Raw genomic sequence first — 22,507 nt, forward strand, 5'->3', positions numbered from 1 at the left:
CCTGTTTTCCCGTCCCAATATCTAAAATAAATACATATAGAGTTAATTGAAACCAGACTTTGGCCCATATAAAATGAGGCACCGATTCTCCGGCACCCCATATCCGCTCAAATTATAGACGGATGCTTTAAATATATTAACTTACACTTCGCTCATTTTCAGAAAGAGCCCTCAAACTGCGAGACCTGATAAAGAAGAGCGCTGTCAAAACAATCGACAAACCGCCGAACATGACGCTCATATACTGGAGGCCGACCGCGTCCAGCAAGAATCCGGTAACCAGCAGGACGACCTGGAAGAAAACCCGGTCCATCATGTTCCGGAATGAGAAAAAGCGACCATGGAAGTCTCTCGGTACCCTTGTTTGGAAGATCGTAGCCGCAGTCGGGAAGAAGCATCCAACGGAAAAACCAAACATTAGGAAGGCGATTATTGTCAGCACAGGCTTATCAGCAAAATAGAGCATCAGCTGAGATAAACCAATCAGCATCGAGCTCGAAAACAAAATTTTATAGGGTGAAATCTTATAGCTGATTCGTTTGATTAAAAACGCTCCGCTCATGAATGCGAGTCCTTCGGCTGTATAAATCCAGCCTTTTATTGCCGAGCTGTCCTGAAGTTCACTGATATTGATGACGACCAGGTTGAAGCCGCCGAGAAAAATGAGCGGGATCAAGGTCAGGATCAAGGTCATCATGACGATTGGCAGCTTGAAAATGACTGGGAATACATCTTTGAATCCCTGTTTTTGTCCCCCTGCTTTGGAGACTGGGGTCTTCTGTTTTTCTTCAAATTGTAAGAACCAAGTCAGTCCAAAAAGGATAAGGTAGGCAGCCATCGACAGGAGATAAACAGCTTTCAATGGAATAGCTACCAGCAAAATGCCCGCTGCCGCCGTACCGATAATGCGCGAAAGTGTGGATACATTCATATGGATTCCATTTAACTGCAATAAGTCTTTATCGTCGACAACAAGCGGAATGGCAGCCTGTAGAGCAGGAAAGTAAAATGCTGCGGATATTTGCAGCAATACGAGAAAGACCAGCATCCACCATACTGACCCGGTTTGAATGGCAATCAGCATAAAAATCACACTGATCACCCGAACAAACCCTGATATCAGCATGACGGCTTTCTTGCTATATTGGTCTGTCAGCCTGCCGGCCAGTGGGCCTACAGCAATCCCGGCAAGCAGTCCTGCAGCAAGCAGCAGCGATTTTAGAAAGTCAGAAGGGATTTTTTCCTGCATAAACTCAAGATTTCCAATAATACCTAGCCACAGCCCCAATCCGGCAATGAATTCACCGGTCAATAAAATCCAGACATTTTTATTTCTCAACATATAATAAGTGCCTCTCGGTTTCTTTTAATTTTTTTCATATAACCAATTATCTGATATCTTTAAAACTTCGTAAAGCTAAATATTTTTTTATCTATCGTGAATAAACGAATGAGTGAACCAAAAAGAGACGCAAATAAGAAATTTATACCACTTAATTTAATGATTTCCATTCTTTTGGACGAGTTTTCCAATCAGAAATTAGGGAACTTGCATAGTGAAAAGAAAAAGAGGAGGTGAATGGGTTTACATTTCTGCAGACATTCTGCCTATAAAACGAACGGGAGTTGAGAACTTGAAGAAATACACAAAGAGTTTGGCAGCGGCAACAGTCATTTTAGCTGTCCTGAGTTTTGCCCAGCTTGAAACAAAGGCAGCAGCAATCCAGTCTGGATCAACAGGTTCAGAGGTTACATATGTTCAATCGATTTTAAAAAAGCTCGGATATTTTAATACTGAAGCGACTGGCTATTTTGGACCCGTAACTACCGAAGCAGTCAAGGCGTTTCAGAGGGATTTCAGCCTGGAACAAACTGGCGGACTGGGACCGAGGACAACAAATCTCATCAATGAAATTGATATGATGGCACATGTCGTGTATGGCGAGGCCAGAGGAGAAGGCTATCCCGGTCAGGTAGCAGTAGCGGCGGTGATTTTAAACAGGGTGGAATCAAATGACTTCCCGGATACGGTGTATAACGTTGTTTTCCAGAGAAATGCGTTTACTGCGGTAAATGATGGTCAGTATTATCTGCAGCCGGATTCCACAGCTTATCATGCTGTAAAGGACGCATTGCTCGGATGGGATCCTTCCTACGGTTCTGTGTATTATTATAATCCTGTACTTGCGACAGACGAATGGATTTTCACCAGAACTGTAACAAAACAGATTGGCAATCATCATTTTGCATACTAACCTCAAGCAAGCATCGGTTTATAGAAAAACCGGTGCTTTTATGCATTTAGAGGCTAGATAAAACACAAACTAGCTGTAAGGTGCAGACGTGATAGGAAAGGAGCGATTTACTTGTATCTTGATATAAACGAACTTGCTTCAAGTATGCCAGAGTTCGACAGTCATGATGAGGCTAGGGAATGGTTTGCCAATCGATTTGGAAGCCAGTTTTTACATAATAATGGAGGATATTTCTGAAGGCAAACATGTCTCCTATTACCACATTGTTAAAGACCAAGAAGCTTATGATGGCTATATGGCGTCATTAACTGCAGATAGGAAAATGGAGATCAATAGCATGGAGCCTTTTGAGAGTTACACAACAGTTGAAATCAGTGAGGACGGAAATGTAAGTATTTCAATCTAGGAGGGCGCAAAATGAAAATGAAGGGAAATCAGTTCAAACTAAGCTACGAATCAGACGGGAAAATGGAAAAAAAGAAGAATGAAGACAAGAAAAATAACAAAAGTGCCAACTTCTTTAACATAACGCCGAATAGCGAATAAGCTAGCAAAGGAGCAAAGTAATGGCTGAACAGATTGAGCGCGCAACAGAATATGATTTGCCCATCATCGGTAAAATGTTTGCAGACTGTAAGGAATATCTTGAAACAAGAGGCATTTTGCAATGGGATGAAAAATACCCCAACCATGAATATTTTGAAAATGCCATGCAAGGGGAAGAGTTGTTTGTTTTGAAAACATCCAGGGCGATTATTGGTGTTATGGTACTCGACGAGTGGCAGGCACCTGAATGGGAAAATACGAAATGGACCGGAACGGAAGAAAAGCCGTTAATCCTCCATTCATTTTGCGTAGACCCTTCTGCACAGGGCGGCGGATTTGGCAGCAAGATGCTTCAGTTTGCAGAAGACTTTGCGAAGGAACAAGGATATGGCGCGCTCCGGCTCGATACGTATTCAGAAAATAAGGGAGCCGTCCGCTTCTATGAAAAAAGAGGTTACAGGAAAACGGGATTAGTTACGATGAATGGAAAACCCGAGGGCCATGAGTTATATGTGTGCTTTGAGAAGTTATTATAAAAATGTCTGCTCTAAAAATTAGAGCAGACATTTTTGCTTATAAACGGAATTTCGATATATGCTTGTATTTTAGTTACGAGGGTCAACATAATCTGGATAATCCGTTATAATGCCATCCACCTTCATATCAATCAGGAATTGTGCAGCTTCAGGGCTTCTTACTGTCCACGACTGTATTTCCATCCCAAGGTTATGCACCTTTTCGACAAGTTCCTTTGATACAAGTCCATAACTAGGATTGAAAAGATCAGCGTATTTTGCGAATTCCAGAAGGGCAGCATCAGTTGTATGAAGTTTTGAAGAGGTTAATACCCCAATCGGAACTTTTGGAAGCAGGGAATCCATTTTTTGCATTGATTCAAAGTTAAAGGACTGGATAATAATCTTGTCGTTCTGCGGCTTATCCAGGTTTCTTTCCTTCAGCGCATCTGCCACAGCTTCTTCTATTCCAGGATAAAGCTCAGGTGCTTTCAATTCTATTAAAATGCCGATCTTCCCATGATAGCGGTCAAGCACTTCTTCGAAGGTAGGAATCTTTTCACCGGCAAATTGCTCACCTTTGAAGCTCCCGGCATCAAGGCTGCGCAGTTCTTGCAAGGTCAAGTCGCCAACTTTGCCAGTACCATCGGTTGTCCTGTCAACAGTAGTATCGTGGATCACGACCAATTCTCCATCCTTGCTGCGCTGGACATCGATTTCAATATAATCCGCCTTCATATCTAGTCCCTTATCAAATGCGGCAATTGTGTTCTCTGGTGCATAACCTGCAGCCCCGCGGTGTGCGACAGTGTCGAATTGCCTTAGTTCACCTGTAGTAGGTTCGGCAGCGAGTGCCTGCTGGAATGGACTGATCATTAGGGTTAGTGCAAAACCTGTTCCGATTAAAGTTTTCTTCATTTCTCCATCTCCTCCGCATTATTTATGTAACAATGCTAGTTTACCTGTGAAGTGTTAAGCACTTGTTTAAAAGATGTATTAAGAGCGTAAAGAGAATGATAAATATATTTAGGAGTATTTTCTTAGGATTATTTACAATTAATGAAAAAGTCTAATATTGCAAAAAAAGTTTCTAATAATTCTGATAGAATAATGTATAACCTCTATATTTAGAAAGTAGGATATTCAATGAAAATTTTAATTTCTGGTTTTGAACCTTTTGGAAAAATGAACATAAATCCAACTGAGAAATTGCTTGAAGAAGCTGGAAAATTGGAGATTGAGAATGTGGAAATTGCCACAGTCCTACTGCCAGTCAATTACGATGAATGCGCAGAAAAGTTGATTGCAGAGATGGAAGAGATCAAGCCAGATGTTGTGATTTCTTGTGGTCTTGCGGCTGGCAGGACGGCTGTCACTCCTGAGCGGATTGGAATTAATATTAAGGATACCGGTTCGGGTGATCCTTACCCGGACAATAAAGGCAATATCCCAACTGATGAACTGATTGATGCAGAAGGCCCGGATGGATTGTTTTCCACTTTGCCGATCAGATTATTAGAAAAAAATTTGAAAGCGGAGAAAATACCCGCTGCCATTTCAAACAGTGCAGGTACGTTTATTTGCAATAACACTTTGTACGCGGTGCTGAATTATATCCGGAAGGAAAAGCTTTTAACCAAAGCTGGTTTCATCCATTTTCCAGCATCGACAGAAATGTCAGCACAGAATCCATCCTTGCCGTCACTTCCCCAGGAAACAATGGCAAAAGCATTGAAAGTAATTGTTGAAACCTGTGCTGTCACAGAATATTGATATTTGAGGAAATCGCTGTGGACCCTGATCTTTGCTTTGCAAGTCTTTTCCTTTTCAGGTAGGTTTTGAGTGAACATTACATTTCATATTATCACTTACTAGGTCATAACAACTTCTAAGAACACAGTTGTGTATAAAAACCCTCCTGCCGGTAATAACTGATAAAATCAGGAAATGCTGGGAGAGAGGCATATGTATTTATTATTGGTCATTGTTGTATGGATTGTTTTCGCTTATAAATTTGTTGATTGGTCGCAATGGAAAAAGCAGTACCCTACAATCTTATTCTTTATGATGGCAAACCTTTTATATAACACGCTTTACTATAACCACACCTTGTGGGCTTTCAGGGGTGTTACAGCTGACTGGCTGAACCATTCCATCATAAATATAGCGTTCACTTTTTTTATTTGCCCGGTAGGATTGATCATTTACCTGCAGCGTTTCCCGTCTAATAGAAGAAATCAGCTGCTTTATGTAGGCTCCTGGGTGACTTTTTACACAATCATTGAAGCGTTATTCGCTCACAAAGGTATGTTTGTCTATGACAACGGCTGGAACAGCTGGCACAATATTTGGCTCAACCTGATTCTATTTGCAATTCTTTGGATTCACTATCGAAAACCAGTTATGGCCTGGATTATTTCAATTCCGATTGCAGTCATTTTTTATTTATTTTTTCCCTTTCCCCTGGAAAGCCTAAAGTAAAAGAGGTGGCTTAACTTGTTGATACAAAATGTATTGTCAGCACCTGTATTTCTGATTTTGCTCTTCCTGACCTATATCTTCATGTGGATTTATATCAGCAGGCATGAGGTTAGGCGCGGTGAGAAGAAGTGATTTAGGATTATATCCAAAAATTAAGGAATATCCAGCCTCATGCCAGCATGTAAAAGTAAAACACGGTGGAATATCATCCACCGTGTTTTTTAAATCCTGATTTCCTCTGAAGTTTCAACAAATCGCTCCCTGGTCTTCTTTTTTACCACGAAAATGATTGTGTAGGCAATCAGCAGTCCCACGAGGAACACGACTGAAAATCCGTAAATGAAGTGGTAACTGGTGTAAGAGGCCAGCAATCCTAGTCCCGCTGACCCCAGAGCCATTCCCAGATCCATTGAGGAGAAGTACATGGCATTAGCGGTTCCTTGTTTCTCCTTCGATACTGCACTCACTGCAAGTGCTTGCAGCGTTGGCGCTACAGTCCCATAGGCCAAGCCGTAAAACACTGCAGATATTAACAGTGTGAGCGTAGTTTGAGTGACGGCCAGCAGTGTCAGCCCAATTATTCCCGAGACTACGGCAGGATAAATAATGAATTTATGACCGAATTTATCGTACATCCTTCCTGAAAATGGTCTGATCACGACCATCACAATCGTCAGTACGAGAAAGAACAGTGAGATGGTTGCCCCAAGGTTCGCTTCTTTTCCTAATTCACGCAGGAAGCTTACTACTCCGCCAAGCGTAATGGAGAAGAAAGCTGTCAGAATTGCTGGTGTAAAGGCGTCTTTATCAAAAGCGTGTTCACGAAAATTGATTTTTTGCCGCTTGGCAGGAACAGGTTTTCGAGGACTTTTCACAAAAATATTGATGATCATGATAAGCAGAGTCATTCCAACTGAGATCGCAATCAGTATATTAAAAGAAAAAACCTGGAGCAAGGCCAATGCCAGCATAGGCCCGAGACTTGTCCCTACACTTGTAGCCATTCCATAATAGCCAATTCCTTCACCCAGACGATGGGCAGGGATTATATTAGTAGCCATGGTTGAAAAAATGGTTGTAATGATTCCAAAACCAGCTCCATGGAAAACCCGAAGCAAGAGCAATAATGCAACCGAATCCTGGCCGAAGCTCAAGCCGACAGAAATGGCTATTAACCCAAGAGAAATGAGGCTTAATTTCTTATAGTCCATCCTTTGCATCAAGGAAGCGACAAAAAAACGCGTAGCGATTGCGGCAACCATGAAGACCGTTGTCATCAAGCCGCCCTGTGCAGGATTATTTTTGAGGTCAGTGATGAAAGCGGGGAAGCCAGCAGTCAAAAGCTGCAGGCATAGGAAAAATAAAAAAGCCATTATGACAATGGCTGTAAACTTTGCTGTCCACAACTTGGATGTAGTGTTCATTATTAGCCTTCTTTCTATTTGTTTTCCTCCAGAAGCCTTTCAATATTGCCTTCCAATGTAAGCGAAACATCCCTGAAAATCGTAAGTCTGTTCTCGTCAATTCCAATGGTAATTTTCGTGAAGATTTGCTCGAGCAACGGAGTCACTTCAGACACGATTTTTTCACCCTTTGGAGTGACTTTTACCAAAAACGAGCGGCGATCTAAAGGATTGGCGACTCTTTCTGCATTTTCTTGTTTTACAAGGAGATCCAGGATTTTCGTCAATGTTGCCTGATCTTTATCTGAACGAATCGATAACTCTTTTTGGGATATCTCATCTGACTCACTCAAGGTCCGCAGCACACTCCATTGTTCAGTCGTAATATGATAAGGCTTTAAGTAATAGTTAATGATTCTGGTCAGCTTCTTGCTTAAACGAACCGATGCAGAGCCGATTGCTTTATCCATGGACATATCCATTATTGTGTCCTCCTTATTTAACTTAGATTATTTTATCACGTAAAATAATTAGTGTAAATATAATTTGTATACAAACTATTTTTTGAGCGAAAAGAAACTTGGAATCTTAAAGAGGAATATCAATCAATCAAAAACACCTGATGTCCTTCAAGTAATGGGGAATGAAAGTGAATATTGTCATTCCAAAAAAACATTGTATTCTAAAAATTTAGAACGTAAAATAAAATTAGAACATATGAATATATTGGAAGGTGAATCGAGTTGGATTATATAAAGAAAACAATGGAAGTGAGCCTGGAACAGCAAAAATTGATTTCAAGTCCTTTGCGCGTAAAAATCATTTATTTGCTTGCAACAAGAGCGATGACCGCAAAGCAGGTTGCGGATGAACTGGGGAAAACAGCTGGAAGCATTCATTACCATATCCAGCAGCTTTATAATGGCGGAATCATAGAGTTGGAGGAGACGAAAGAGAACAGGGGAATCATCGAAAAATACTACCGATCGAAAGCCACCCATTTCAACCTGAAAACTGGGGATGCGAAGCCTGGCAATGAAAAAGTCATGAGTCAGGGGACATACGTTTCTTTGACGGAAGAAGACAGGAAGGAATTACAGAAGGATATCGATTTATTATTTTTAAAATATGTAAAAAAATCAGCAGAGAAAAGCGGCGGGGACAAAGTTTCATATGAAATTAATTTCTCCTTAAAAAGAGAAATTGAGGAGGAGAGTTAATATGGACAGCTCAATTAAGAAGAATCTTGTCCTGTTTTTAGTTGGGAAGGTGACATCTGTTCTTGGTTCATCTATCTATGCATTCGCCATCGGGCTATATATACTGGCGGAAACTGGTTCGAGCCTCAATTTTGCTGTTACACTTGTGCTCAGCATGCTGCCGCGGATTCTGCTCGCCCCGGTGGCAGGTACATTGAGCGACCGCCTGGACCGAAAGAAAATCATTATTTTTTCAAACTTTGCGAGTGCTTTCTGGCTGGGCATCATATTGGCATCCTTCCTGTTTTTTACACAGGAAATCTGGGTCTTATACGTCGCTACGACTGGTTTGGGCATCATCGGTACCTTTTACTCCATAGCGGTTACCTCTTCGATTTACAACATGGTCGGTCCTGATCATTTGCAAAGAGCCATGTCATTGAACCAGGCTGCCATCTCCCTTTCCACTATTCTGGGGCCAGTGCTTGGCGGAGTGTTCTTCGGAATGATTCACATTCACCTCTTCATGGCGTTGAACTTACTTACTTACCTCATCTCAGCTTTTGCAAGCATCTTCATAGATTACAATTTATTCTCTAAGAAATCGCATAATAAGAGAACCTCTCGTATGTCAGAAAATCTGAGGCAGGGTCTTTCATATATCAAAGGACAGCCGTTTATCCTTCACCTTGTGATCCTGAGCGTCTGGTTAAACTTTTGGTTTGCAGTCTTTCCAGTCGCTATGCCTTATTTAGTTTTGACAGTCAGGAAAATGTCATCCATCCAGCTTGGGGTGATTGAAGGGGCATTCTCTGTAGGCATGCTGATCATGGCACTGCTCCTGTCTGCGAGGAAGGAAATCAGAAAAAAAGAGCTGTCGATCACCGGAGGCATGGTTCTGCTTTCAGCGGCCTTGATGTTGACGGGTCTGCCCGCCATCCCGGGGTTCATTAACCTGCCAAATGCAGCTGTTTTTGGGTTCTTGATCACCATAGTCCTGGTTCTATCTGTTTCCATCATGTTCATCAACACGCCAGTAAGTGTACTTCTGCAAAAAAACACCCCTGATGAATACCGTGGAAGAGTGATGGCTCTTCTCGAAACTGGTGCCAGCGCTATGACTCCATTAGGTTTCATTCTCTTTGGTTTTCTATTGGAAAAATTGCCTGTTTGGCTGCTGCTGGCTGTCTGTGGACTCAGCCTCCTGGCTATGGTCGTCTATCTTTACCGTGAAAAAATGTTCCTAAAGCTCCTGAAGGATGAAGACCAGCCAAGAGCGTCATCTATTTAAATGAAAAGGATGAGCAGAAAATGCTCATCCTTTTACCATTCCTTCGGTTCGTAATTCAAGTCGCTGAACAGCTGGTTCTTCTCCTTTTTGGTCAAGTCGCGCCATTGACCGATGGGCAGGCTGCCAAGATGGATGTTCATGATCCGGATGCGCTGCAGCCTGAGGACTTCGTAGCCAAGGGTTTCGCACATTCTGCGGATTTGTCTGTTCAATCCTTGTGTAAGGATTATATTGAATTCGTATTTTGAGAGCTGAACGACCTTTGCAGGAAGTGTTTTCGTTCCGAGAATCCTTACACCTTCGGACATCGCCTTGACGAATTCAGGTGTGATTGGCTTGTCTACAGAAACAATGTACTCTTTTTCATGCTTGTTTTCAGCCCGCAGAATTTCATTGACAATATCCCCGTCATTGGTAAGCAGGATCAGACCTTCCGAATCCTTATCAAGACGCCCGATGTTGAAGATACGCAGTGGATGATTCACGAGATCGATGATATTCCCCTTGACATGCCTTTCAGTTGTACTGGTTATGCCGACCGGTTTATTTAAGGCAATGTATACATAATTATGTGCAACCCTTATTTCTTCACCGTTGAGCTTGACTACATCACCAGGTTCAACCTGGCTGCCAATTTTTGCGACCTTGCCGTTGATTGTTACACGGCCTTCCTCAATAAGACGGTCAGCGCCCCGCCTTGACGTTTTTCCTGTTTCGCTGATGAATTTATTGATACGCAGGTTCATCCCATCCTTAAACTTTTGAATTATACATTTAAGAATATTCCACTGCGTGTTTATTTTCAAGCCATGTCCGTTTGTAAAAGTATAATGAGTTCCGGGCCTGTTTTATAAAATGGCGGCTTTTTGAAAACTCTTCTTCAATTTTATCATCGTTAGATTAAAATGCAGGAGGTATCTATTAAACAACCTTTAAAAACTGACAGCGGAAAATAATTTACGCTGTTTTTTTCGGCCAACATACAAATAATAACGGAGATGTTTAGCTGGTGACAGATTAGGTTATTAGCTTTCGTATACTAAAGAAGGGTGGTAGATCTAGTATGGACGAAAAATTCAGTCCGTTATTTGATTCCTTTTCGTTTCCGAATGGAGTCAGCTTGAAAAATCGGCTTATCATGGCTCCAATGACAAATTTTTCATCAAAGGATGATGGAACCGTAACAGATGCCGAGGTTAAATATTATGCCCGCCGCTCAAAGGGAGTCAGTATGGTAGTTACAGCATGTACATTCGTGACCAGGAACGGGAAAGGGTTTCACGGAGAATTCGGCGCAGATAGTGACGAATTGATTCCAAGCCTGAAAAAGCTTGCTTCTGCGATCAAAGCAGAAGGCGCCAAAGCAGTGCTGCAAATTTTCCATGGCGGACGCGAGTGTCCTCCTGAGCAAGTGCCAGATGGTGATATTGTCAGCGCTAGCAACGTTCAATCTGAACGCAACAGCGCAAAAGCACCCCGTGAATTGACGGGGCAAGAAGTAGAGGAGATTATAGCAGCATTTGGAGAGACAACCCGCCGGGCGATCGAGGCAGGCTTCGATGGAGTTGAAATCCATGGGGCAAACGGCTATTTGATCCAGCAATTCTTCTCCCCTCACTCGAACAGGCGTGAAGACAAGTGGGGAGGGTCACTTGAAAAAAGGATGGCCTTCCCGCTTGCGGTTGTAGATGAGGTGAAAAGAATTACGGCCGAGCATGCCAGGGAACCATTTATCGTGGGTTACAGATTTTCCCCGGAAGAGCCAGAGGAGCCGGGAATTACGATGGCTGATACACTGGAACTGATCGATGCTCTTGCAGAAAAAGAACTCGACTACCTGCACGTATCACTGAATGATTTCTGGTCCAAGCCGAGAAGAGGGATAGAAGATAACCGTTCAAGGATAGAAATCATCCACGAACGTGTTGGCGGCAAAGTACCTGTCATTGGTGTAGGCTCTCTTTATAGTGCAGAAGACGTGATCAAGGCTTTCGGAACCGGAGTGCCGCTGCTTGCCCTTGGCCGTGAACTGATCATCGATCCTGACTGGGTCGAAAAGGTCGAAAATGGACGTGAAAATGATATCGAAACGAAGCTTGATACAGCTGCTCAGGCTCGCCTGGTCGTGCCAGACCCATTGTGGCAGGCAATCGTGAACACTCCAGGCTGGTTCCCGGGTGTGCAATAGTATTTTAGGGTTATAAGAATCAAAGCTTTTGGCTTTGGTTCTTTTTTTAAGGCTCTTTTCTCAAACTTTGCTGCTATTGACTACAAAATAGGATGGAAATACCTGAGTTTCTTTACAAAAAATTAACGCTTATTAAGAGCTTGCAAACTTATTACCGACCTGCAAAATGGCTTTTATCACGTTAACAACAATCTTTACGAAAACAGCCTTTTTAATGAATTTTGGGGACCTCCCGCGCATCCGGTTATGGATGTGAAGGCATTTCCAGGGCAAATCGCCCATTCTCTAGGGATTATACGCTGGCTCCAAGAGTCATTCAGTTTACAGGAGTGTTTTCGTGCTCCCAGAAGGAGAATAAGGGTATTGACAGGGAGGGACGAGGCGGATAATCACGAAAAAAAGGCCTAAACCTCATGTGTCTTGAAGAACACATAAGGGCTCAGGCACTTATTTGAATATGGAGAAGGAGATATTCACTAGAAATAACAGGTATTTTCATGAAAGATAAGTTTCTTTATTAATAAATAAACTTTATTCGCAAAAAACAAAAGGTTATACGCAAATACAAGTGTTTATTCGCAAAAAATAACCTTTATTCGCAAAGAATAACCTTTAATCGCAAAAAAATCTCCTCTTATTCGCAAACTGGAAATTATCGCGGGTTTTTCCCAGAATGAATCCCAGCTTCATAGATTTTCACATTACCAAAGATCGCTGGAAGGGTTTGTGTTTCAATCCCGCATTCTGACGCTATCTTAAGCAAATAACCAAAAAGGTGGTCGCCCTCAGTCGGGAGTGATTTTTCCATATCACGCTGCAGTGAGGATTTCATATTATAGCCGATTTCCTTTAGCTTGCCGAGGGTGGCCTCGATTGCTCCGTCTGCAAGGGGAGCTTCCATTCTTTCCATAATAGATGCAGCCTCATGCACCAAGGATTTAAGTGTGACCCAGCCGTGCTCCTGTTCCCGGATTGGACCGATGGGGGACCTGAAAAGGGAGGTGATGCCGCTTAATGATGTGATGAATAAGTATTTCTGCCACATTTCCTGTTCAATTTTTTCAGAAAGACGGAAGTTAGCCTTTGTGCCGTCAAAAGCAGCTTGGAGCTGAACGATTCTTTCTGAACGCTCGCCGTTTCGTTCTCCAAATACTAAATCATGAATTGGGCTGGTTTGAATTATCTTACCACTGCCATCCAAAGTCGTTTCGATAAAACATAGCCCACCGATCACTTTTTCTATACCGAATGCTTCTGTTAAGGTATTGAGATGGGAGACGCCATTCAGTAAAGGGAGAATCATCGTCCTGTCCCCGACAAACGGACGGATGCTCTCAATCGCGCCATCCAAATGATAAGACTTGGTGGAGACGAGAATAACGTCATATGGTTGTGCATCCAAACCTGAAACAACTGTCGGTGGATTCGGAAAATGCAGATCCCCATGGATGCTGGAAACAACCAGACCGTTTTCCTTAAGCTGTTTCTGCCGTTTTTCCCGGACCAGAAATGTGACATCTTCTCCTTTTTCCAATAGCCTTCCGCCGAAATAGCCACCAATGGCACCGGCACCAACAATTAATATCTTCATCTTTTAAACCTCCCGCCTACGTAAAAGTGCACGCTTGTTTTAAGCGTGCACAGCTATTGTTTTAAAACTATCAGAAAAATGAGTTTGTTTCAACTGGAGATCACCTCATCTGATGCCAGGTCTGCTGCCCATGGATTGAACTGCAAATTATCAGCAGAGAAACTCATGCCTGAATATAAACGATAATCCCAAAGAAACCAAAGAAAAATGGTGGCGAAATATTGCTGCCTTCGGTTGAGCGAGTCATGGTAAATCACTCCCCTGAAAAAGCGGAACCTTGTTAAAATGAAGGCAATTGTAACAATGATGCCAAGCCGTTCGAGCGTGGCAATGAGCAATTCAAACATACCCGCTCTCCTTGGAAGTAAAATGATATCTGAACTCATTTTAATAGAAAGAGAAATAAAGTAAAAGAGTATGAGCTAACGCTGGCCAGTGGCTAACAAAAGAAATAACCTTCCAGCACAAGGTGGGAAGGTTACTTAGAGCGTTTTTCTGCAACTACTGTTCCATCACTCTGGAGCTCAGCATAAAAAACTTCCTCAAATCTGCTGATCCCTTTCTTTTTTAATTCATTTGCCAGCCAGTCTTCACTTAAGCTCAACTCGATCAAATTCTTTTTAACGATACGGCCATCGACAACGAGTTCCGAAGGCAAGTACTTTCTTGGTGTAAGGGGAATACCAGTATCTTTATTTATAACGTTTTCATATTCCACTTTCTTTAAGACACTAATCTGTCCATTTGGTTCAAGGATTGCGTAATCCACTTCTTTTATTGAAAAAACATTTTTGATTCTTAACAGCATGGTGAGGTCGTCCATATTTAGCTTATTGGATTTCATCGCTTTTTCATTTATTTTTCCCTGTTTAATAATGATTGTCGGTTCTCCGTCCAGCAAAATTCTTGCTTTAGGAGATTTAAGAGCGATGTATTCGATGGTCAGGGTTAAAAAAGCCCAGAGCGCCAAACCGGTAACACCATCTATTAGTTTAATATCTCTATGCACAACCATATCACCGGCTATATTCCCGAGTGCAATTCCGGTGATATAAGTAAAAAAGGTCATCTGGCTGAGCTGCTTTTTGCCAAGTACACGGGTAAGCAAGAATAATACAGCAAAGCCTAAAAGGGTTCTCAAAATAGTAATCAAAATAGTTTCCATGATACTCCTTGGTAAAAAGGTGTTTTTTGTTATATTGCCCCTTTAAGTGAAAAATATCGTTCTGGATTAGAAAGGATTAAATGACAAAAACGCGGTGGGTGGATCAATATCAGTCTAGAATTGGGAAAGTGGGTATTTTATTGGCAAAGTTAACAATTAAATTTCCGAAAATGCATTGTTCTTATTTGCTGGCCAAAATAAAAAAATACTGGCGAACTGGAAATTATGCGTGACTTTTTCCGGTTCGCCAGAGGTTAAAATATTTTGATATTCCCGCTTGATACATCAGCGTGGATTTTGTATTTCCCGCTTCCATATGTACCGTGAAGGCGGTTATTTGATTCCTCTTTGTCTTCAAGCGGAAAGTCGCTTGTTATGTTTCCGCTGCTTACCTTCCCATTCAAAACAAAATCTGCTTTATCAGGCAAATCTAACTCCATATAGCCGGAGCTGACGTTCAAGTTGACGTCATTCATTAACTGGTCCATCTGGATTTCCAGCTCACCCGAAGAAACATCACCCTCAAGCTTGCCAGAATAGTTTTTGACATGGACGCTTCCTGAGCTGACTTCAAACGAACCGGATTTAGCGGCAATCGAGTTCATTTCAACTTCTCCGGATGAACTTTGATTTTCGAGTTTTTCCACATCAAAGTTTTCCAGTGTGACTCTTCCTGAACCAATATTGAGAGCAAGATTTCTTAGCTTCACAGGATTATCGCCAGAGTCTCCTTTGAAAACAACCTTCCCAGAACCGAGTTCGATATTCATATCTTTCTCATAGTCTTCTGGAATATAAACAGTGAGGGAAGCCTGATCCCTCTCCATCCAATTGAACCCTAAGAAGCCTTTCCGTTTAGCAGAAACCTCAATTGCATCACCGTGCCGCTTCACTTTTACTAATCCTTTGCCATCCAGTTCGGCGCTCACATCCTGACGTTTATCCGGCAAAATTCTTGTCTCGATACTTGAAACATCAACTGTGATCATTTCCGTATCACTGGTCACCTTCATAGAGTCTTCAACGCTGGCAAAATTCAGTCCATCACCATCAAACATGTAATTCCAGACAATATAGGCCCCGGTAATCACGAGAAAAATCATTAAAACCCGCTGCATTTTTAAAAATCCCCTTCCAACTCTTTCTTATATTCAGAATAAGGCAAATCATTCCTGCCCCCAATGCACCACGGATTTAAAAATGGATAGGACCTGAGGCTGATTTAGTTCTAGTCATTCAAAGAAAAAGCCAGATTCTTTTATTAGAATCTGGCTGCGTGTCTACTCATTATGCTTTTGCTTCAAATAGTTTTGCAATCTCCACGATTGTTTCGACCGATTTAATCATGTTATCCACAGAGATGTACTCAAATCGGCCGTGGAAATTCTCACCGCCTGTAAAAATATTCGGTGTCGGCAATCCCATATAGCTTAGCTGAGAACCGTCTGTGCCGCCGCGGATTGGTTTGACAATAGGGTTGATGCCGAGGTTTTCCATTGCTTCATAGGCGATGTCGACGATTTCCTTTACAGGCTCAATCTTATCCTTCATGTTGTAATACTGGTCGTTCATTTGAAGTTCAACACGTGTTTCACCATAAGTCAGCCTCAGTTCATTGGTGATTTTCTGAATCAGGTCCTTGCGAGCCTGGAAGCTTTCACGGTCAAAGTCTCGGATGATATAGCTCAGTGTCGTCTCTTCGACATCACCATTAATCGAGCTTAGGTGGAAGAAACCTTCATATCCTTCAGTATGCTCAGGTGCATCTTCGGCAGGAAGCTTGCTGTTGAATTCCATCGCGATTTTGGCTGAGTTCACCATTTTGCCCTTGGCTGTGCCAGGATGGACATTCTTGCCTTTAAAAGTCAATTTGGCGCTTGCGGCATTAAAGCTTTCATACTCCAGCTCGCCAAGCGGTCCGCCATCTACTGTATAAGCAAATTTCGCATTGAATGCTTCGACATCAAATTTATGTGGTCCTCTGCCGATTTCTTCATCCGGGGTGAAAGCGACACGGATTTTTCCATGCTTGATTTCCGGATTCTTGATCAAATAATCCATCGCTGTCATAATTTCGGCGATTCCTGCCTTGTTGTCGGCGCCCAGCAATGTGGTCCCATCAGTGGTGATTAATGTATGTCCTTTATATTGAGGAAGCTCCGGGAAATCTGCAGGTGACAGAATGATGTTCTGTTCTTCGTTTAAAATGATTTGGCTGCCATCAAAATTTTCAACAACCTGAGGATTCACATTTTTGCCGGTAAAATCCGTTGCTGTATCAACATGGGCAAGGAAACCAATCGTTGGAACCTCTTTATCCGTATTGGCTGGAAGGGTAGCCATCACATAGCCGTTTGCATCAATGGTGACTTCCGACATGCCAATTGTTTTTAGCTCATCAACCAGCATATTCGCAAGGGTCAGCTGGCCGTCTGTCGAGGGTGTCGTTTCACTGATTTCATTAGACTGCGTGTCAATTTTTACATAAGAGGTAAATCTTTCGATAATCTCGTTTTTCATGTCCTTCATCTCCCATATGTATGTATATTTTCATATTAGCATAAATCATCAGGAACACCATTTTTAAAAAGAATGAAAATTCCATTATTTTCATATATAATGGGTTAATAAGGGGGCGGAGAAAAATGGGGTATTTATTCACAGCCATTGTGTTGTTTATTGTGTTTTATTCTATTTTTAAAATCATTCGCAACGGAAAACTCCCAAGCAACAACTTCACTCCATTTGACGATTTAACAGAGGGGAAAAAGAAAGATGAGTGATATCGGTGTCATCATAGTCCTCCTGCTGTCGCTCTGGTCCATCACGATTACATTGCAAAAAATAGCCGACAAAATCACCCATAAGCAGGACCAGCAACTTAAGCTGATGGAAGAAATCAAGAAAGAACTGAAAAATAGAAAAATATGAGGTTTTTACTTTACATATATAAAAGTTAGGGCTAGGATAAAGACAACTTAATATTCGATGTACTACTAGGGGTGCCCTGATGCGGGCTGAGAGAAAAACGCTAAGTTTTTTAACCCTTCGGACCTGATCTGGGTAATACCAGCGTAGGAAAGTAGTGTGAGAAAACTTTTTTCTTACTAAGCTTTTAAGCCAGGTCCATTTTGGATCTGGCTTTTTATATTTTAGGAGGTTTTTTCAATGAAAATAAAAGATCAAGTAGTTTTAGTTACCGGCGGCAGCCGGGGGCTGGGGGCGGAAACGGTTAAAGCTTTTGCGAGGGAAGGTGCGAAAGTCGTCATCAACTATTATCAGAATGAAGAAAAAGCGAAGAATCTGGAAGAGATGATTGGGGAAAGAGCCCTTGCTGTCCGGGCGGATGTAAGAGATCCTTCACAGGTACAAGGCTTGTTCAGGCAGGCAAAAGAGCATTTTGGAGTACCGATTACGACAGTCGTGAATAACGCACTTGTCAATTTTAAATTTGACCCCGCAGGTAACAAGGATGCATTTGAAGTGGGCTGGGAGGATTTTCACAAGCAGCTGGAAGGAGCGATTCGCGGTGCCTTGAATACCATCCAGGCAGGACTTCCCGATATGAAAGAATTGAATTTTGGCAGAATCATCAATATAGGCACAAACTTGTTCCAAAATCCGGTTGTCGCCTATCACGACTATACAACTAGCAAGGCAGCCCTTTTGGGTTTTACCAGAAATATGGCGAATGATCTTGGGAAGTATGGTGTTACTGTCAATATGGTTTCTGGCGGGCTGCTGAAAATGACCGACGCAAGCTCTGCGACATCGGAGGAGGTGTTCCAGCTTATCGAATCTTCCACACCGTTAAGGAGGGTGACTGAGCCGGCAGAAGCTGCGGATGCGATAGTATTCTTCGCATCACCATGGGCACGGGCGGTTACAGGACAAAATCTGGTCGTTGATGGCGGCCTTGTAATGAATTAAAGGAGGGTTTTACAGTGGAGAAAAGAGATATTGCAAGCTTGCTGGAAAAAGTCCGGAGGGAGAACCCTATTGTACACAACATTACCAATGTGGTGGTCACCAATTTTACTGCTAACGGATTGCTGGCTCTGGGAGCATCACCTGTTATGGCTTATGCCCGTGAAGAGGTTGCTGAAATGGCCAGGATGGCAGGGAGCCTGGTTCTCAACATCGGGACCCTGAGACCTGAAGTGATTGAGTCGATGCTGGTTGCCGGCAAAGCGGCGAATGAGCAGGGAGTTCCGGTCATTATGGATCCGGTTGGCGCTGGTGCGACTTCATACCGAACCGAAACAGCTAGAATGCTAATGGAAGAATTGGAGATTTCGATTATCAGGGGAAATGCAGCCGAAATTGCCAATGTTGCAGGTGAAAACTGGAACATCCGCGGTGTGGATGCCGGGGAAGCGAGCGGCGATGTTCTGGAGCTTGCCGTATCGGCTGCTGAAAAAATGGGGACCATCGTTGCGCTAACAGGGAAGGACGATATTGTAACCGATGGGCAAACCACTTTTTCCATTCACAACGGACACCCAATCCTCACGAAGGTAACAGGGACTGGATGTCTGCTGACTTCAGTAATTGGTGCGTTCACTGCAGTTGAAAAGGATTTGCTTAAAGCAGCCACGGGGGCAATTGCTATTTACGGTATAGCAGCCGAAGTAGCCGCTGAAAAAAGTGCGCTGAACGGGCCAGGAAGTTTTCAGGTGGAGTTCCTGAATCAGCTGTATCATCTCGATGCTGAAGAAATCTATAACAAGGGCAGATTTCGTAAAGACTACTATTAAAATCCTGAAGCCGATTTTAACGTAATAATAGCCATTTTGTAGGTCGGTACGAAGTTGGCAAGCTCTTTTCTCTAAATAAGCGTTCATTTTGTGCAGAAACTTAGGCAATTCCATCCTATTTTGTAGCCAATAGCAAAAAAGTTTGAGAAAAGAGCCTTAATAAAAGTTCTTTTGAAAAAAGGAGGTAGAGCAGCATGAAAAAAGCACTGACCATTGCAGGTTCGGACAGTGGCGGCGGAGCTGGAATCCAGGCGGACCTAAAGACTTTCCAGGAATTGAAGATCTTTGGAATGTCTGCACTCACCGCTGTTACGGCCCAAAATACGCTTGGTGTCCAGGGAGTCTTCCCGATGGAACAAGAAGCAGTCGCGAAACAAATTCAATCAATTGGTGAGGATATCGGGACAGACGCTTTGAAAACAGGAATGCTTTTCAACGCACCCATCATCGAAGCGGTGGCGGAAAAGATAAAGCAGTTTGGCTGGGAAAGGGTGGTTGTCGATCCGGTTATGATTGCGAAAGGCGGAGCATCATTGCTCCAGCAGGAGGCTGTTGCGGCGCTTAAAACCCATTTGCTTCCGCTCTGTCTCATCATCACTCCGAATATCCCCGAAGCCGAGGTGCTGACAGGGATGTCTATTCACAGTATCGATGAGAAAAAGGAAGCGGCAAAACTCATTCATAAGCTCGGAGCTAAAAATGTAGTTATAAAAGGCGGGCATGACGAGGGAACAAACGAATCCGTTGATCTCCTTTTTGACGGAAGTGAATTTGCCTACTTTTCCGCTCCAAGGATTGAGACGAAGAACACCCATGGAACAGGCTGTACATTTTCTGCCGCGATAACTGCCGAGCTTGCGAAAGGATCTTCTGTACATGAAGCAGTATCAGTGGCAAAAAAGTTCATCCAGGCAGCTATAGCACATCCTCTGACTATCGGAAATGGACATGGCCCCACTAATCACTGGGCCTATAATATGAAAAAGGAAAGCGGGGTGACATCATGGCAAGAATCAGTCCAGAACAAATGAGAAGCTTGCTGAAGGTTTATTTTATCACAGGCAGCACGAATTGTTTAAAGGATCCCATTCACGTTCTTGAGCAAGCCATTCACGGAGGAATCACGATTTTTCAATACCGTGAAAAAGGCGAAGGCTGTCTGGACGACCTAGAGAAGATGGAGATGGGAAGGAGGCTGCATAGAATTTGCAAGGAAAACGGTATCCCGTTCATTGTGAATGATGATATTGAGCTGGCCCTGGAACTAGATGCAGATGGTGTTCATATCGGTCAGGAGGATGAAGACGCCATACAGGTCCGCAAACAAATCGGTGATAAGATCCTTGGGGTTTCCGTGCACAGTCTGGAGGAGGCTGAAACAGCAAAGCTAGCTGGTGCAGATTATTTAGGTATTGGCCCGATTTTTGCAACAGCGACTAAGAAGGACGCCAGGGCTGTCCAGGGAACAGCAATATTAGAGGGAATCAAGGATTTAGGAATGCCGCTTGTCGGGATTGGTGGAATCAATGCAGATAATGCGGTCGATGTAATGAATACCGGGGCGGACGGAGTATCTGTGATAACAGCGATCAGTCATGCAGCTGACATCAAGGAAGCTGCAGCCAGATTAAAAGAAAAGGTTATAGGGAGGTAAAAATGAGACCTACACAAAAGCTTACCCTTACAGCCATGATGATCGCAATTGGCACATTGACCAGCCACTTGTTATATATTCCGCTAGGCATTGTCAAGGTGTTCCCAGTGCAGCATCTTATCAATGTATTGTCTGCAGTGCTGCTTGGGCCATATTATGCAGTTGCACAGGCGCTGGGTATATCATTGCTTAGGAATGTAATGGGGACTGGTTCAGTCTTCGCTTTTCCCGGAAGCATGATTGGCGCTCTTCTGGCAGCATATTTATATAAAAAGACGAAGAAAATGGGGTTTGCGTTTTTAGGAGAAATAGTTGGCACTGGAGTTATAGGAGCGATAGCCTGTTATCCAATTGCTGTGCTTTTCCTTGGCAAGGAAGCGGCTTTATTTGGCCTCGTTCCAGCATTTTTTGCGAGCTCACTTGCCGGGGCGGCGATTGGATTTGTTCTTCTGAAAATATTTATGAAAAATGCAGCCGGCAGAATAGAGATGGCTGGCAAGCTGTAATCTGGAAATGTTTTCATCCAGTTTGCTTAAGCTGGAAATGGAGGGAATCCTCCTATATGATTATAAATAGATTCATATATACCAGCTGAAAAGGGTGACAATTTTTGAGCACAGAGAACAAGCTTGGATTGGTAGTGGACGTGGAGACAACCGGATTGGGTCCCGACTCGGATGAAATCATAGAATTGGCGCTGAAGCTGTTTTCTTTTCATGAAGAAACAGGGGAAATTATCGAGGTTCTGGATGAAGATTCTTATTTAAGGGAGCCATTATCTATAACAGCACAAAGAAATTATGACAGGGCCTATCGGATTCATGGAATTCATTATGATATGGTACGCGGGAAAACATTTTACGATGAGAGAATCATGGATTATTTTAATCGCACCGATGCTATTTTTGCCCATAATGCTTCCTTTGACAGAAGTTTCCTGTTCAGGATGTATCCCGAGGTCAATGAGATGCAGTGGTATTGCACGATGAAGAATGTGCAATGGAAAAACCATGGCTTCCCTAATAGCAAGCTGTTGACATTATTGCAGGCACACAATATTTCGAAGTACCAGACCCACAGGGCAATGGATGACATTACATATTTGACGGAACTGCTAAAGCAGCAAAATCCAAACGGTGATTATTATTTAAAAGAAGTGCTGGATTATGGACCGATGAGGAAGTACCAGCCTGCCGCAAAACAAAGAAGACGGATGTTTTACTAGGATATATCGTAAAAAATGTAAAAATATATCGTCTGCCTTTTCGACCATGTGATGGTAGAAAAGGCTTTTTGCTTTATGAGAATATTTGCATATTTCTAATGAGGTTGTTTCATGGTAAAATGGCACAGGGAAATTTTTTAAGGATAATAATTTTTTGGAAAATGAGGTTTAAATTTGTTTCTGAATGTGTATAAGAAAGGGGTTACATTCCCTTAGGAATGGGGTTTCTAATTAACT

Annotated in this window: 27 protein-coding genes and 1 riboswitch; of the genes, 17 read left to right on the forward strand and 10 right to left on the reverse strand. The window is 42.7% G+C overall.

Translation table 11 applies throughout. The features are described from left to right. Window positions 1–136: 136 nt before the first annotated feature. A complete protein-coding gene (locus B5X77_RS04660) occupies window positions 137–1,342 on the reverse strand; it encodes an MFS transporter (RefSeq protein ID WP_079505561.1) in 1,206 nt (401 codons plus the stop codon). Window positions 1,343–1,634: 292 nt separating this feature from the next. Between B5X77_RS04660 and B5X77_RS04665 the strand changes: the two genes are divergently transcribed. From B5X77_RS04665 to B5X77_RS04675, 4 genes are all read left to right on the forward strand, one after another. Next, the gene (locus B5X77_RS04665) at window positions 1,635–2,255 is read left to right on the forward strand and encodes a cell wall hydrolase (protein ID WP_079505903.1); all 621 of its coding nucleotides are present in this window, start codon (window positions 1,635–1,637) and stop codon (window positions 2,253–2,255) included. Window positions 2,256–2,418: 163 nt separating this feature from the next. Continuing rightward, window positions 2,419–2,661 (forward strand): hypothetical protein, encoded by a 243-nt coding sequence (locus B5X77_RS04670; protein ID WP_079505563.1) that lies wholly within the window; start codon window positions 2,419–2,421, stop codon window positions 2,659–2,661. An 11-nt stretch (window positions 2,662–2,672) separates the two neighbouring features. Beyond that, the gene (locus B5X77_RS23660) at window positions 2,673–2,801 is read left to right on the forward strand and encodes a hypothetical protein (RefSeq protein ID WP_257391724.1); all 129 of its coding nucleotides are present in this window, start codon (window positions 2,673–2,675) and stop codon (window positions 2,799–2,801) included. A gap of 20 nt (window positions 2,802–2,821) precedes the next feature. Beyond that, on the forward strand, window positions 2,822–3,337 hold the full coding sequence (locus tag B5X77_RS04675; RefSeq protein WP_079505565.1) for a GNAT family N-acetyltransferase: 516 nt from the start codon (window positions 2,822–2,824) through the stop codon (window positions 3,335–3,337). 69 nt (window positions 3,338–3,406) lie between these two features. On the opposite strand, the gene B5X77_RS04680 is transcribed toward B5X77_RS04675, so the two are convergent. After that, window positions 3,407–4,234, reverse strand: a complete 828-nt coding sequence (locus B5X77_RS04680) for a glycerophosphodiester phosphodiesterase (protein ID WP_079505567.1) — start codon at window positions 4,232–4,234, stop codon at window positions 3,407–3,409. A 228-nt stretch (window positions 4,235–4,462) separates the two neighbouring features. Here B5X77_RS04680 and B5X77_RS04685 point away from each other — a divergent pair, with 228 nt between their 5' ends. Beyond that, window positions 4,463–5,089, forward strand: coding sequence for a pyroglutamyl-peptidase I (locus tag B5X77_RS04685; protein WP_079505568.1), 627 nt, complete (start codon window positions 4,463–4,465; stop codon window positions 5,087–5,089). Window positions 5,090–5,281: 192 nt separating this feature from the next. Continuing rightward, a complete protein-coding gene (locus B5X77_RS04690) occupies window positions 5,282–5,797 on the forward strand; it encodes a CBO0543 family protein (protein WP_079505570.1) in 516 nt (171 codons plus the stop codon). Between the two features lie 221 nt (window positions 5,798–6,018). On the opposite strand, the gene B5X77_RS04695 is transcribed toward B5X77_RS04690, so the two are convergent. Next, window positions 6,019–7,221 carry an MFS transporter gene (locus B5X77_RS04695; protein ID WP_079505572.1) on the reverse strand — a complete coding sequence of 401 codons (1,203 nt, stop codon included), beginning with the start codon at window positions 7,219–7,221 and terminating at the stop codon, window positions 6,019–6,021. A 14-nt stretch (window positions 7,222–7,235) separates the two neighbouring features. After that, the gene (locus tag B5X77_RS04700; RefSeq protein WP_257391725.1) at window positions 7,236–7,682 is read right to left on the reverse strand and encodes a MarR family winged helix-turn-helix transcriptional regulator; all 447 of its coding nucleotides are present in this window, start codon (window positions 7,680–7,682) and stop codon (window positions 7,236–7,238) included. Between the two features lie 261 nt (window positions 7,683–7,943). On the opposite strand from B5X77_RS04700, the gene B5X77_RS04705 reads away from it, so the two are divergent. Both B5X77_RS04705 and B5X77_RS04710 read left to right on the forward strand, forming a co-directional pair. Further along, window positions 7,944–8,420, forward strand: coding sequence for an ArsR/SmtB family transcription factor (locus tag B5X77_RS04705; RefSeq protein WP_257391726.1), 477 nt, complete (start codon window positions 7,944–7,946; stop codon window positions 8,418–8,420). A gap of 1 nt (window position 8,421) precedes the next feature. Beyond that, window positions 8,422–9,690, forward strand: coding sequence for an MFS transporter (locus B5X77_RS04710; protein ID WP_079505574.1), 1,269 nt, complete (start codon window positions 8,422–8,424; stop codon window positions 9,688–9,690). 32 nt (window positions 9,691–9,722) lie between these two features. Here the strand turns inward: B5X77_RS04710 and rluF are convergent, their stop codons facing one another. Then, window positions 9,723–10,436, reverse strand: a complete 714-nt coding sequence (gene rluF / locus B5X77_RS04715) for a 23S rRNA pseudouridine(2604) synthase RluF (protein ID WP_176167236.1) — start codon at window positions 10,434–10,436, stop codon at window positions 9,723–9,725. Window positions 10,437–10,753: 317 nt separating this feature from the next. Here rluF and B5X77_RS04720 point away from each other — a divergent pair, with 317 nt between their 5' ends. Next, window positions 10,754–11,878 carry an NADH-dependent flavin oxidoreductase gene (locus tag B5X77_RS04720; protein WP_079505576.1) on the forward strand — a complete coding sequence of 375 codons (1,125 nt, stop codon included), beginning with the start codon at window positions 10,754–10,756 and terminating at the stop codon, window positions 11,876–11,878. A 652-nt stretch (window positions 11,879–12,530) separates the two neighbouring features. Here the strand turns inward: B5X77_RS04720 and B5X77_RS04725 are convergent. The 5 genes from B5X77_RS04725 to pepT all read right to left on the reverse strand — a co-directional run bounded on the left by B5X77_RS04725 (window position 12,531) and on the right by pepT (window position 17,154). Further along, entirely contained in the window at window positions 12,531–13,469 is a 939-nt protein-coding gene (locus B5X77_RS04725; protein WP_079505578.1) for a ketopantoate reductase family protein, read from the reverse strand. Window positions 13,470–13,558: 89 nt separating this feature from the next. After that, a complete protein-coding gene (locus tag B5X77_RS04730) occupies window positions 13,559–13,816 on the reverse strand; it encodes a hypothetical protein (RefSeq protein WP_079505580.1) in 258 nt (85 codons plus the stop codon). Window positions 13,817–13,947: 131 nt separating this feature from the next. After that, complete coding sequence (locus B5X77_RS04735) at window positions 13,948–14,634, reverse strand: YetF domain-containing protein (protein WP_079505582.1); 687 nt, start codon at window positions 14,632–14,634, stop codon at window positions 13,948–13,950. 254 nt (window positions 14,635–14,888) lie between these two features. Further along, window positions 14,889–15,752, reverse strand: coding sequence for a LiaG family protein (gene liaG / locus B5X77_RS04740; RefSeq protein WP_079505584.1), 864 nt, complete (start codon window positions 15,750–15,752; stop codon window positions 14,889–14,891). Between the two features lie 169 nt (window positions 15,753–15,921). Continuing rightward, window positions 15,922–17,154, reverse strand: a complete 1,233-nt coding sequence (pepT, locus tag B5X77_RS04745; RefSeq protein ID WP_079505586.1) for a peptidase T — start codon at window positions 17,152–17,154, stop codon at window positions 15,922–15,924. Between the two features lie 125 nt (window positions 17,155–17,279). On the opposite strand from pepT, the gene B5X77_RS23220 reads away from it, so the two are divergent. The 8 genes from B5X77_RS23220 (at window position 17,280) to B5X77_RS04775 (ending at window position 22,270) form a co-directional block, all read left to right on the forward strand. After that, a complete protein-coding gene (locus B5X77_RS23220) occupies window positions 17,280–17,417 on the forward strand; it encodes a hypothetical protein (RefSeq protein ID WP_176167237.1) in 138 nt (45 codons plus the stop codon). After that, window positions 17,410–17,565 carry a hypothetical protein gene (locus B5X77_RS23225; protein ID WP_176167238.1) on the forward strand — a complete coding sequence of 52 codons (156 nt, stop codon included), beginning with the start codon at window positions 17,410–17,412 and terminating at the stop codon, window positions 17,563–17,565. Before B5X77_RS23220 ends, B5X77_RS23225 begins: the two co-directional genes overlap by 8 nt. Window positions 17,566–17,622: 57 nt before the next feature. Further along, window positions 17,623–17,732: riboswitch (TPP riboswitch) on the forward strand. Between the two features lie 70 nt (window positions 17,733–17,802). Continuing rightward, window positions 17,803–18,564 carry a 3-oxoacyl-ACP reductase gene (locus B5X77_RS04750; protein WP_079505588.1) on the forward strand — a complete coding sequence of 254 codons (762 nt, stop codon included), beginning with the start codon at window positions 17,803–17,805 and terminating at the stop codon, window positions 18,562–18,564. 14 nt (window positions 18,565–18,578) lie between these two features. Next, window positions 18,579–19,391 (forward strand): hydroxyethylthiazole kinase, encoded by an 813-nt coding sequence (gene thiM / locus B5X77_RS04755; protein ID WP_079505590.1) that lies wholly within the window; start codon window positions 18,579–18,581, stop codon window positions 19,389–19,391. A gap of 194 nt (window positions 19,392–19,585) precedes the next feature. After that, the gene (thiD, locus tag B5X77_RS04760) at window positions 19,586–20,422 is read left to right on the forward strand and encodes a bifunctional hydroxymethylpyrimidine kinase/phosphomethylpyrimidine kinase (protein ID WP_079505592.1); all 837 of its coding nucleotides are present in this window, start codon (window positions 19,586–19,588) and stop codon (window positions 20,420–20,422) included. Next, entirely contained in the window at window positions 20,395–21,045 is a 651-nt protein-coding gene (gene thiE / locus B5X77_RS04765) for a thiamine phosphate synthase (protein ID WP_079505594.1), read from the forward strand. Before thiD ends, thiE begins: the two co-directional genes overlap by 28 nt. A gap of 2 nt (window positions 21,046–21,047) precedes the next feature. Next, window positions 21,048–21,551, forward strand: a complete 504-nt coding sequence (thiW, locus tag B5X77_RS04770; RefSeq protein WP_079505596.1) for an energy coupling factor transporter S component ThiW — start codon at window positions 21,048–21,050, stop codon at window positions 21,549–21,551. Between the two features lie 104 nt (window positions 21,552–21,655). Next, window positions 21,656–22,270: an exonuclease domain-containing protein gene (locus B5X77_RS04775; RefSeq protein WP_079505598.1), complete on the forward strand. Its 615-nt coding sequence runs from the start codon at window positions 21,656–21,658 to the stop codon at window positions 22,268–22,270. Window positions 22,271–22,507: the final 237 nt, after the last annotated feature.

The organism is Mesobacillus jeotgali, assembly GCF_900166585.1.
GTDB lineage: Bacteria > Bacillota > Bacilli > Bacillales > Cytobacillaceae > Mesobacillus > Mesobacillus jeotgali_A.